Below are 11,907 nucleotides of genomic sequence, written 5' to 3'. Positions count from 1 at the left end.
TTTATAGACTATGGGCAATATAGTCGCACAGTGATATCATGTTGTGTAGGCTTAATATATCTATAATTAACCTATTAACAGTAAAAAATGTTATAATTTTACAATATACCAATTTATTTTTTTGTTTAGAAAAATAGAATTAGCACGCTATAAATGGTAAATTATATTATAGAGAAATGCGTAGAAAAATATGTAAACGTACTACAATTTAGAAATGAGGTTTATAAATATGGCTAGAAAAGTTGTGGTAGTAGATGACGAAAAACCAATTGCTGATATTTTAGAGTTCAACTTGAAAAAAGAGGGTTATGAAGTATTCTGTGCATATGATGGTAATGACGCAGTAGATTTAATATATGATGAAGAACCAGACATTGTCTTATTAGACATTATGTTACCTGGTCGCGATGGCATGGAAGTATGCCGTGAAGTACGCAAAAAATATGAAATGCCAATAATTATGTTAACCGCAAAAGACTCAGAAATCGATAAAGTATTGGGTCTTGAACTTGGCGCCGATGACTACGTGACGAAACCATTTAGCACGCGTGAATTAATTGCGCGTGTCAAAGCAAACTTACGTCGTCATTATTCACAACCAGCACAAGAAGTGAACGATGCATCTAATGAAATTACAATTAAAGATATTGTTATCTATCCAGATGCATATTCTATTAAAAAACGTGGTACAGATATTGAATTAACACACCGTGAATTCGAACTGTTCCATTATTTATCTAAACACATGGGTCAAGTTATGACACGTGAACATTTATTACAAACTGTTTGGGGCTATGACTATTTTGGTGATGTACGTACAGTAGACGTAACGATTCGTCGCTTACGTGAAAAAATTGAAGACGATCCATCACATCCAGAATATATAGTGACGCGCCGTGGTGTTGGATACTTCCTCCAACAACACGATTAGGGGACAATATTAAATGAAGTGGCTTAAACATTTTCAATCTCTACACACGAAACTTGTTATTGTCTATGTATTGTTAATCGTAATCGGTATGCAGATTATCGGTTTATACTTTACCAATAGTCTAGAAAAAGAATTAACACAAACATTCAAAAATAATATCTCGCAATACGCGAAACAAATAGAAATTAATATAGAAAAAGTCTATGACGAAGACAACTCAGTCAATGCACAAAAAGAAGTCCAAAATTTATTGAATGAGTATGCCAATAGACAAGAAATAGAAGAAATTCGTTTTATTGATAAAGATCAAATTATCATGGCTACCTCAAAGCAGTCTACGCGTAGTCTAATAAATCAAAAAGCTAATGACAGCTCCATACAAAAAGCGCTATCGCTAGGAGAAATTAATAGCCATACAGTATTAAAAGACTATGGTAATGGAAAACAACGTGTGTGGGTCTACAATTTACCAGTGAAGACATCAGATGATGGCACAATTGGCAATGTTTATATAGAAGCAGATATCAACGATGTATATAACCAATTAAGCAACATCAACCAAATCTTTATTGTTGGGACAGGCATCTCACTATTAATTACAGTGATACTAGGTTTCTTTATTGCGCGCACAATCACAAAGCCAATTACCGATATGCGTAACCAAACCGTTGAGATGTCTAAAGGTAACTATACGCAACGTGTTAAAATTTACGGTAATGATGAAATTGGTGAACTTGCACTAGCCTTTAATAATTTATCCAAACGTGTACAAGAAGCACAAGCAAATACAGAAAGTGAAAAACGACGTCTAGACTCTGTCATTACGCATATGAGTGATGGTATTATCGCAACCGATCGTCGTGGCCGTGTGCGTATTGTCAACGATATGGCATTAACGATGCTAGGCATGATGAAAGAAGAAATTATCGGTCATTACATGTTAAATATGCTTAAATTAGAAGAAGATTTTTCATTAGATGAAATTCAAGAAAATAATGATAGTTTCTTATTAGATATCAATGAAAGTGAAGGTATAATCGCTCGTGTAAACTTTAGTACAATCGTACAAGAGACAGGCTTCGTTACAGGTTATATTGCCGTACTTCATGATGTAACAGAACAACAACAAGTTGAACAAGAACGTCGCGAATTCGTGGCGAATGTTTCACATGAATTACGTACGCCGTTAACATCCATGAATAGTTATATCGAGGCATTAGAAAGCGGTGCATGGAAAGATGATGCGTTAGCGCCACAATTCTTATCCGTGACACGTGAAGAAACAGAACGTATGATTCGACTCGTAAACGATTTACTACAATTATCAAAAATGGATAACGAATCAGATCAGATTACCAAAGAAATTGTCGACTTTAATATGTTTATCAATAAAATTATTAATCGCCATGAAATGTCAGCGAAGGATACAACATTTGTACGTGAGATTCCAAAACAAACAATCTTTACAGAAATTGATCCAGATAAGATGACACAAGTGTTTGACAATGTCATTACCAACGCAATGAAGTATTCACGCGGTGATAAACGTGTTGAGTTTCACGTGAAACAAAACTCACTGTATAATCGTATGACCATCCGCGTCAAAGATAACGGCATTGGTATTCCTATCAATAAAGTAGATAAAATCTTTGATCGTTTCTACCGCGTAGATAAAGCACGGACGCGAAAAATGGGTGGTACAGGATTAGGACTAGCCATTTCTAAAGAAATTGTCGAAGCACATAACGGTCGCATCTGGGCAAATAGTGTAGAAGGACAAGGCACGTCAATCTTTATTACACTTCCATGTGAAGTACTAGAAGATGGTGATTGGGATGCAGAGTAAAGAACTAATTAAATCTATTATCCTATTTCTTTTAGTACTCATGAGTGCGATTTTGACGTATATGACATGGAACTTTTCACCTGATTTGGCTAATGTAGATAAACAAGACAATAGTAAAAAAGAAGCGAAATCAAATACAATCGGTAAACCTTTGAAACAAGGAATGCCTCAAGTGATCACACCATACCAAGTCATTCACTCTAAAGGTGAAAGTACAGAAGGTATGGAAGCAACACGCAGCAATGTCGAAGAAATCATTAAACCCTTAAAAAATCATCGTGTATTACACGCTGAACAAATGCACAGCAATCATAATTTAATTATTCCAGACTTGAGCGATGAATTTTTAGTATTGGACTTCACCTATGATATGCCTCTTGCTACATATTTAGGCCAAGTATTAAACATCAATGCCAAAGTACCCAACAACTTTAAATTTGATCGTTTGTTAATAGATAACAATCAAGACGGCAAAATTAAACTTTATGCGATTAGTAAAGATAGACATAATGTTGTACGCATGACCACAACGGTGAAGACAGATAAATTCACACAAGCATTGGAAAACCAGCATAAGCATATGCAACCATACACAGAAATTATTACCAATAAAGATACGATAGATAAAGCGACATATATCTTTGCGCCGAAGTCACCAAAAGGACAAAAATCCTACCATACAATCTATAATCACATTAGTGTAGATACCATGAATTCAATACTATTTAACGATTCAGTGGTAGTGCGTAGTTCAAGAAGCGGTGCAGTCACTTACAACAATAATACAGGTGTGGCCAACTACAACGATGAAACCGAAAAATATCGCTACACAAATCTATTAGAAGATGAAAACCGTTCAACGAACATGCAAGAAAGCATTCCAAGCACCTATGCATACATCAATAATCACGGTGGTTTTACAGATGATTTCAGATTATTCCATACAGACGATAAACGTGGCGATCTGACTTATCAACTGTTCTTGAATGGACGACCAACGTTTAACGACGACGATTTAAATACATTGAAAGTTTCTTGGGGCAATAAAGGTATTTATAGCTATGCGCGTACGTTATTAAAAGCAAATGTAACTATTGATAGTGGCGAAAAAGAAGTCAACCTACCAGGCGCTGAAACTGTCCGTTCGGAACTCGCCAATAACCCTGAAGTAGATTTCGAAAAGGTAACAAACATGACCATTGGTTACCGCATGGAAGATAAACAGGACAACGGAGATATAGAAATCCAGCGCAATAGTGAATTTAAGCCATGTTGGTATGTAGAGTACGATGACAAGTGGCGTGCATACAAAGATGGGGGGCTAGAATAAATGAACTGGAAACACACGAAAACATTATTTATTTTTGTATTTATTCTAGTGAACATCAGCTTTATCATCATCTATATTGATAAAGTCAACAAATCTCATATTAACGATAGTGCCGACGAAAATGCAGTGAATTTCAAACAAGAAAAAATAGAAATTCCTGAAAATTTGACAAGCATTAAAAATATAGAAATGCAACTACTCACTGCAAGATCTAATGATTTTTCATCTTATGCAAAAGCACGTTCAAGTATTACAAGCGAAGAAGACGGTCAAAAAATCAAAGGTGAAATCAACGATCCAATTGATGTAGGTAACGATCAATACACAGATTTAAAATCGTATGTTAAAGATAAAATCTTTAAAGGTCAAAATTACGAAATGAGTAAAATTGACGATAAAAATGTTACTTTTGAACAGACTTATAACGACTTTCCAATCATGAATAATAGTAAAGCACAACTCAAATTTAATATCAATGACGATGGTAAAGCATCAAGCTACAGACAAACAGCTATGAAATCCATAGAGCCATCAGAAGGTGCTAACAACGATAAGAAACAAGTAAACACTGCGAAAAGCGCGATAGAAGCACTTTATTATAATCGTTACCTTAAACGAAACGATGAAGTGACCAACGTCCGACTCGGCTATTATACCGTCGTTAAAGAACCTAACGTGCAAGTACTAGAAGCCAATTGGGAAATCAAAGTAAAACATAAAGATGAATCCAAGACATATTACGTCGAAGCCATTTCAGACAGTCCCAAAATTGTTGAAGAATAGTGCGAACATAGCATTTATGACTTCACACAAGCATACCGTTTAGTGAGTATTGAAAGATTTATCATAAATATAAGAGAGCGGATATACGAAATCAAAAGTATTAACATTGATTTTGATACCGCTCTTTTATTATGTACTTTGAGACACAGTATTTAAAAAAACAAGACACCACATTAAACAATAAATTCAATTTAAGCTTCAAAGTATGTTAAAATAGATTATTGTTAAATCAAAGTTATAAACCAACTGCGTTGATTTAAGATGAACGCATGTAAACATAAATATGTACCACATAGGATAGTTCAAAAGTACATAATTTAAAAAACAGTTTCAGCAGATATAAAAACTTTAATCATTAGACAGAGGGCATGTTGAGGTCACATAAACCGTAGACTGCCTAAACAAATTATAAGCAACGAGTGTTTATCGATTAGAAAGGGTGAATCGCTTGATACGAATGAGTGTATTAGCGAGTGGTAGTACAGGTAACGCCACTTATGTAGAAAGTGATAAAGGTAGTATTCTTGTCGATGCAGGCCTGACAGGTAAGAAAATGGAAGAACTGTTTGGTCAGATCGACAAACAAATTAAGCATTTAAACGGCATTTTAGTAACACATGAACATTCCGACCATATCAAAGGCCTTGGTGTCTTAGCACGTAAATACGGATTGCCAATATACGCAAACGAAAAAACATGGTCGGCAATCGAAAAGAAAGATAGTAAAATCCCAATGGATCAGAAATTCATTTTTAATCCATACGAGACTAAGTCTATTGCAGGCTTTGATATTGAATCATTCAGCGTGTCTCACGATGCCATAGATCCACAGTTTTATATCTTCCATAATAATTATAAAAAATTCACGATACTCACAGACACAGGCTACGTTTCAGATCGCATGAAAGGCATGATTCAAGGCAGTGATGCTTTCGTATTCGAAAGTAATCACGACGTTGACATGCTTCGTATGTGTGGCTATCCATGGAAGACAAAACAACGTATCCTCAGTGATATGGGACACGTATCTAATGAAGATGCAGGGCTTGCCATGACAGACGTCATTACAGGCAGCACGAAACGCATCTACCTATCCCACTTATCACAAGACAACAACATGAAAGACCTTGCACGTATGAGCGTTGGCCAAGTCCTAAACGAACACGACATCGATACAGAAAAAGAAGTACTGCTCTGCGACACAGACAAAGCTCAAGCTACACCAATATATACATTATAATAAAGAAGCCCTTGCCCTTCATTGAAGCGGTTAGGGCTTTTTTGTGCACTAACCCAAGATTACTGTAAGCTATAGTTGAAACAGCTTATTTGAAAAGATAGAGGATCTTGATGGATTTGCTGAAGATGATGCAAATTGTAGTTGGCATAAGAAGTGAAATTGAGTAATTTTTAACACGATGGCTAAACGTTAATCTAGTTAAAGCACCAGTTTTCATATTATTGAGTTATCGGAGACTTATGCATGAAGCTTAGTTCAGTATCACTTGAACCCTAGTCATCGTGCTGTGATGACACGACGAAATCATTTTAATAAATTAGAGGTTTGTTTAACTATCAATTTTATAAAATGACGAGCTAATTAAAGTAGTTACATATATGCATTTATCTGATAATTTATAAACAGTGGATAACTTACCTTATAGCTTGAACGAACATGAGATTTTGTAAAATAAACGTAAATTTTGTGAATAAGTATGTAAGACAATCGGCAACTTATCCACGTATTTATCCAAAGTTATCCAGAGATGTGCACAATTAACAGAGAAATACCCACATTATACACAGAGTTATCCACAAATAAACAGGTTATCCACTCTTACTTGTGAAAAAAACGTAAATTATTTTAAAATATCGTATACATTCCTGTTATAATAAGAGGGAATTGTGTGAATAAGTGCATAACTTGTGGATAAGTCTAATAACTATTGATTTTTAAGCTTTTACAGGAGGCATATTATGAAAATTACTATACTTGCAGTTGGCAAATTAAAAGAAAAATACTGGAAACAAGCCATAGCTGAATACGAAAAACGTTTAGGTGCGTATTCCAAAATTGAAATTATTGAAGTACCAGATGAAAAAGCACCCGAAAATATGAGTGACAAAGAAGTTGAACAAGTGAAAGAAAAAGAAGGCCAACGCTTACTAGCAAAAGTAAAACCACAATCCACAGTCGTTACTTTAGAAATAAAAGGCAATATGCTGACTTCTGAAGGACTTGCTAAAGAATTAGAAAGCCGCATGACACGTGGCCAAAGCGACTTCACATTTATTATAGGTGGTTCCAATGGCTTGCATCAAGACGTCTTAAACAGAAGCGACTACGCCTTATCATTCAGTAAAATGACATTTCCACACCAGATGATGCGCGTCGTCTTAATCGAGCAAGTCTACCGTGCGTTTAAAATCATGCGCGGTGAAGCATATCATAAATGATGCGGTTTTTTCAGCCGCTTCATAAAGGGATTTTGAACGTATCAGAACATATGAGGTTTATGAGAATTGCTATTATGTTTTTGTGAAAGTTATCACAAATAATGAGGTTATTTTCTATAATATTCTCATAGAAAATGTCGAATTAAGTGTAGGCGATTCATTATTATAGATACGTTTAATTCGAATAGAAAAAACTTCGGTACAAGACAAATTAAGAATAATTTAATGAACAAAGCCTCACTGTATCTAGACGAAAAATTGGTCGTATAATGAAAAAGATAATTAAATACGCGACTAGTGAAACAGTAGAAGAGTTCTTGGCGAATTTTGATACATATGTGAAGTATATATAAGAGAATGATGAAGCGGGATTAGAAACCATCTTTAATAAAGAGACAATTCTTGATGGGAATATTGAGTTTGACTATGAACCTCTAATTACTGAAGGAATTTATTCAGATACAGATCCAAAGAATGTTGAAATACTACATCGTTCATTGCATATGCTATCACCAGTACAAGCAAGTCAGGAAAAGTTCTGGTTAGGAATGACAATGACATACTACAAAGATTATTTGTATTATCGATTAAATGATAAACTGAGTAAGAATAAAGATGAAAGAATTAAAACTGCATTAACATCATACAAAAATGGTTTAAAAAGAGCATTGTTTGTCAATGTACTATCTAGATTATGGTGGGTGGGGCATCTTACATATGATGCAACGAGAGAAGACCCATATGAACACATTAAGTTTTTCTGCGAAAGTGATTTCTCAGCTAGAGCAGTAATATTCTTTTCGAGTAACTTTACATCGAAAAAAAGAACTGGGATTAGGGATTCTTTCGGCGATTTACAGGTTGAAACAAGATGGAGTTGATATAAAACGAGATCACTTTGTTCAAGCGAATAAGTATTTGAATCTAATTGGAGGAGTTACTCTGCTTGATTTGAAGACAAGAGCGGAAGTTGAAGAAGAGATTTATGGGTATTTGAAGGATAACGAGTAGAATTATGAGTATATGATAAATATTAAAATATTAAGAAGTGAAATATATCTATAATAACTAAGTCTTAACGAATTATTTATGAGATAATAGAATCAATAAATTAATCGGGGTGAAAACAGCAATGAAACAATACGTAGTTGATAATAAAGGAGAGAATACTTTAGTTAATTTACTTAAAGAAAATGTTTATAAAGATGCTAAGTTGACAGTTGCATCAGCCACATTTAGTTTATTTGCATACTATGCTATTAAAGAAGAATTAGATAAATTATCAGAGTTTAAATTTTTATTTACTAAACCCGCTTTCTATAATTTAGGACAAGAAGTAAAGAGACAATACAAACTGCAATTACAAGAAATTGAGAATAATCCAAAGTTCGATGGGAATAATTTTGAGATTCAGTTAAGAAACAAAATGATTTCTACGCGAACAGCGAATCAAGTCACAAAATGGATAAATGAAAAAGCTACTTTTAAAACACTTGTTGATGATTATTCAATAAGTAAACAATTATTAGTCCATAATAATAAGGTTAATTTATTTTCACAATCAGATATCGATTTTACAGCTGATGGGTTAGGTTTAACTTCTTCAAATAGACTCGGATCATATTTCGTATTAGCAGGTGTAGATGAATTAGTTGAGAATAGCTTAGTTGAGTTTGATGCTATTTGGAATGATGAGACAAAGGTCAAAGATGTAACAGAAAATGTGCTAGAACAAATTAAACTAATCTATATGGAAAACTCTCCAGAGTGGTTATATTTTGTGACGCTCTATAACATCTTCTCAGATGAGTTAGATAATTTGAGCGAGGATAACGTAATAAAAGAAGGTACTAATTTTAAAGAAACTGTCGTTTGGAATAAATTATTCGAGTTCCAGAAAGATGGAGTACTTGGTATTATCGATAAAATTGAAAGATTCAACGGTTGTATATTAGCAGATAGTGTAGGACTAGGAAAGACATTCTCCGCTTTAGCGGTAATCAAATATTACGAATTACGTAATGATAGAGTACTCGTACTAGCACCAAAAAAATTGAGAGACAATTGGCTAACATATAAACAGAACGATAAAAAGAATATTCTTGTAGATGATAGATTTAGATATGATGTCCTCAATCATACTGATTTAAGCCAGACATGTCGGAAGTGATTTTAGGTATAGTACAAGCATTATATTTTTTCTCTCTATTTTTTAAAAATCCATATTTAAGACAGGAGGAAGAAATTCGATATATTATACAAAATATAAATAGTGATAGTTCTTTAAATCCTGAAATTCAAATGAACGATAAACCATTTGCTGTTTGTAAAATGACATCAGAGATGCTTAAGGAAGTAATCATAAATCGAGATAATGCTGATAAAAAAACTAAAATTGAATCACTATTGAAAAATCATTCATTTGAAGGTACAAAGGTTAGTATTACAAAGCTTCCGTATTAATATTTTGTAAGGAGTAATACTTTGAAAGGTTTGGAGCAATCTTGGGATATATATGTTTCTGAATTTATAAAAAGAGATACTAAAATAGAAGAAATCAAAAAATATTTGAATAATACATATAAGAAAGAACTAGTTCAATTTAGTATTGTTGGATCAGAAATTCCTTATAACCGTTGGAGAAATAGACTTGCTAATGAATGGTCAGAATTAGCAAATATAGTTTATATAAAATTCTACAAAAATAATAGAGAAGAATCAAGACCAATTATAGTAGGAGTTACTAAAACAGGTAAGATGGGTAGTATAGATATCGATTTAAATGTCGATATAAACATAGGGAGAAAAAACTTTGAAATATCTGGGCGAAAATTTTTAAAAGATAATGACTTTGACTTTGATTTCAGTAGGATATATGCAATAAGTTGTGATAGTCCTTTGGAAGCTTTCCTCTTAGAAAGAGCAATTCAGAATGAGTTCAATTTGTTTCCTAGTTAAATATGAATTGAATATTTTAAGTGTATATAAATACTCAGAAAAATATATAAATTAGATGCAACAAAAGTACCAGTTGACTACTTTAAAAATTTTTAAAATCGATGGAACGAAAGGTTATTTGTATTATCAGTCTATTCATTTGCAGCAGAAGCGTTGGATGAAGAGGTTAATATTTCATCAGAACATGTAGCATCAAAATGGTTGAATTACGAAGATGCAATCGATTTATTACATTTTGATATTGATAAAACGGCATTGTGGAAACTTAATAAAAGGTTAGAATTGAAAAGAATGGATGAAAGGTAATGACAAAAGCAGATGTATTATTAGTAATTGATATGCAAAATGGTGTGTGTTTTGAAGATGGAAGATTTATGATTACGATGGATTAGTTAAAAGAATTAACGATGCAATCGAAGCATATCATAAAGAAAGTAAGACAATTATTTTTGTATAACATGAAGACGATGGTTTAGTTCGAGGTACTGAGGCTTTTGACATTGTAGACGATATTTCAACTGAATTTGGGACACATTCAGTTTATAAAACTCATACAAATGCGTTCTATCATACGAATCTTCAACAAGTACTTAATGAATTAGAAGTGAAATCACTTGAAATTTGTGGTGCTGAAACACCGTTTTGTGTGGATTCAAGGGTGCAGTTCATATGAGCTAGCATGGGATTTTGTCATTTTATTTATCTATAAAACCTTTCTTTATTAAATAACAAATTATACACATTCTACTAACTGAGATAAGTTGATAGAATGTGTATTTTTATCCAATAAATAGCGAAGACAATTAAAAGTTTTCTCATTTAAATTTCCTAGTTATGCATCCATTGAATTAGAAAGAACATTTTAGTATATCACCTTGTCTATTATCCATTTATATTTATAATACTAGCCTCATTATTTGCATATTTATTTAGTTCTTCACAAAGTGACATTATTGTTGTAGCATCCATACAATTACGAGATTTATTCTTAGTAATCTTATCGTGCATTGTTTGTTTTAATTCAGCTTTAGATGAAGGGGTAGCAACAAACTTATTTGGATTGCCTACATAGAGTTTTCCATCTCCTTTGTGATTGAAATATATAATCATTTCAATGAACTTGGCATCAAATATTTCATTAGCAAACTCACGTGTTTTATTAACTTGATCAAATGGATGGCCAAACTTTTTAAAAGCAAATTCATTATTTTCGTTAGTAAGTATAAAGGTAATATATTGATCACCATTTGGAGGAAATAAATATCTCTTTAAACCATCTAAATGAAATTCTTCTAAATTATCTTTATTAAAGTTGAAATAAATATCGCCTTTCCAATGTTTTGTTTCTATAATGAACAAACCATTTGTGCATATTACAAAATGATCAATTTGTCGAATATTATCTCTGTCTTCAATTAGTACATTATTATAAATTGCATAATGTTCAATAATCTTGTTATTTTTAAATTCCCAAAATATTTCCTGTAAATGATTGCTTGTAATTTGCTCCCCAAAATTTAATGAAGATTGTACTAGTTTTTGTAGATAATGTATTTTTTTATTTAGATCTTTTACATTGTTTTCTCTCATAAAATTCTCCTT

Annotated in this window: 13 protein-coding genes and 1 pseudogene; 13 read left to right on the top strand and 1 reads right to left on the bottom strand. The window is 32.8% G+C overall.

Annotation, left to right across the window (positions count from 1 at the left end; translation table 11 throughout):
* Positions 1 to 229: 229 nt before the first annotated feature.
* The 13 genes and pseudogenes from yycF to CD150_RS13935 all read left to right on the top strand — a co-directional run.
* Positions 230 to 931, top strand: coding sequence for a response regulator YycF (gene yycF, locus CD150_RS09760; protein WP_019468531.1), 702 nt, complete (start codon positions 230 to 232; stop codon positions 929 to 931).
* A gap of 13 nt (positions 932 to 944) precedes the next feature.
* Entirely contained in the window at positions 945 to 2,777 is a 1,833-nt protein-coding gene (gene walK / locus CD150_RS09755) for a cell wall metabolism sensor histidine kinase WalK (protein ID WP_040030063.1), read from the top strand.
* On the top strand, positions 2,767 to 4,107 hold the full coding sequence (locus tag CD150_RS09750) for a YycH family regulatory protein (RefSeq protein ID WP_019468533.1): 1,341 nt from the start codon (positions 2,767 to 2,769) through the stop codon (positions 4,105 to 4,107). Before walK ends, CD150_RS09750 begins: the two co-directional genes overlap by 11 nt.
* Positions 4,108 to 4,890, top strand: a complete 783-nt coding sequence (locus tag CD150_RS09745; RefSeq protein WP_019468534.1) for a two-component system regulatory protein YycI — start codon at positions 4,108 to 4,110, stop codon at positions 4,888 to 4,890. It begins immediately after the preceding gene.
* A 439-nt stretch (positions 4,891 to 5,329) separates the two neighbouring features.
* A complete protein-coding gene (locus CD150_RS09740) occupies positions 5,330 to 6,130 on the top strand; it encodes an MBL fold metallo-hydrolase (RefSeq protein WP_026034766.1) in 801 nt (266 codons plus the stop codon).
* Positions 6,131 to 6,867: 737 nt separating this feature from the next.
* Complete coding sequence (rlmH, locus tag CD150_RS09735) at positions 6,868 to 7,347, top strand: 23S rRNA (pseudouridine(1915)-N(3))-methyltransferase RlmH (protein WP_019468536.1); 480 nt, start codon at positions 6,868 to 6,870, stop codon at positions 7,345 to 7,347.
* 503 nt (positions 7,348 to 7,850) lie between these two features.
* Positions 7,851 to 8,228: a DUF6339 family protein gene (locus tag CD150_RS09725; RefSeq protein WP_133170645.1), complete on the top strand. Its 378-nt coding sequence runs from the start codon at positions 7,851 to 7,853 to the stop codon at positions 8,226 to 8,228.
* Positions 8,209 to 8,358, top strand: coding sequence for a DUF6339 family protein (locus tag CD150_RS13940; protein WP_353805036.1), 150 nt, complete (start codon positions 8,209 to 8,211; stop codon positions 8,356 to 8,358). The genes CD150_RS09725 and CD150_RS13940 overlap by 20 nt, the downstream gene beginning before the upstream one ends.
* Positions 8,359 to 8,479: 121 nt before the next feature.
* On the top strand, positions 8,480 to 9,517 hold the full coding sequence (locus CD150_RS09720; protein ID WP_103161537.1) for an SNF2-related protein: 1,038 nt from the start codon (positions 8,480 to 8,482) through the stop codon (positions 9,515 to 9,517).
* Positions 9,505 to 9,810, top strand: a complete 306-nt coding sequence (locus CD150_RS09715) for a hypothetical protein (protein ID WP_240621225.1) — start codon at positions 9,505 to 9,507, stop codon at positions 9,808 to 9,810. The genes CD150_RS09720 and CD150_RS09715 overlap by 13 nt, the downstream gene beginning before the upstream one ends.
* A gap of 21 nt (positions 9,811 to 9,831) precedes the next feature.
* A complete protein-coding gene (locus CD150_RS09710) occupies positions 9,832 to 10,305 on the top strand; it encodes a hypothetical protein (RefSeq protein WP_103161536.1) in 474 nt (157 codons plus the stop codon).
* Between the two features lie 153 nt (positions 10,306 to 10,458).
* Positions 10,459 to 10,611 carry an NUDIX hydrolase gene (locus CD150_RS13435; RefSeq protein ID WP_157946682.1) on the top strand — a complete coding sequence of 51 codons (153 nt, stop codon included), beginning with the start codon at positions 10,459 to 10,461 and terminating at the stop codon, positions 10,609 to 10,611.
* Between the two features lie 178 nt (positions 10,612 to 10,789).
* A pseudogene (locus tag CD150_RS13935) lies at positions 10,790 to 10,978 on the top strand (isochorismatase family protein); the annotation flags it as partial.
* Positions 10,979 to 11,187: 209 nt separating this feature from the next.
* On the opposite strand, the gene CD150_RS09700 reads toward CD150_RS13935, so the two are convergent.
* On the bottom strand, positions 11,188 to 11,907 hold a 720-nt coding region (locus CD150_RS09700), incomplete at its 5' end, for a nuclease-related domain-containing protein (protein WP_206185636.1).

Origin of the sequence: Staphylococcus ureilyticus, assembly GCF_002902235.1 — a bacterium.
GTDB classification, from domain to species: Bacteria; Bacillota; Bacilli; order Staphylococcales; family Staphylococcaceae; genus Staphylococcus; species Staphylococcus ureilyticus.
The sequence above is the reverse complement of the archived record's forward strand: the minus strand, read 5'-3'. Positions and strand labels throughout refer to the sequence as shown.

What these genes read in the sequence shown, in the direction of transcription:
- yycF (WP_019468531.1), top strand. Translation starts at nt 230, where the DNA reads ATGGCTAGAAAAGTTGTGGTAGTAGATGACGAAAAACCAATTGCTGAT.
- CD150_RS09715 (WP_240621225.1), top strand. Translation starts at nt 9,505, where the DNA reads ATGTCGGAAGTGATTTTAGGTATAGTACAAGCATTATATTTTTTCTCT.
- CD150_RS09750 (WP_019468533.1), top strand. Translation starts at nt 2,767, where the DNA reads ATGCAGAGTAAAGAACTAATTAAATCTATTATCCTATTTCTTTTAGTA.
- CD150_RS09725 (WP_133170645.1), top strand. Translation starts at nt 7,851, where the DNA reads ATGCTATCACCAGTACAAGCAAGTCAGGAAAAGTTCTGGTTAGGAATG.
- walK (WP_040030063.1), top strand. Translation starts at nt 945, where the DNA reads ATGAAGTGGCTTAAACATTTTCAATCTCTACACACGAAACTTGTTATT.
- rlmH (WP_019468536.1), top strand. Translation starts at nt 6,868, where the DNA reads ATGAAAATTACTATACTTGCAGTTGGCAAATTAAAAGAAAAATACTGG.
- CD150_RS09720 (WP_103161537.1), top strand. Translation starts at nt 8,480, where the DNA reads ATGAAACAATACGTAGTTGATAATAAAGGAGAGAATACTTTAGTTAAT.
- CD150_RS09745 (WP_019468534.1), top strand. Translation starts at nt 4,108, where the DNA reads ATGAACTGGAAACACACGAAAACATTATTTATTTTTGTATTTATTCTA.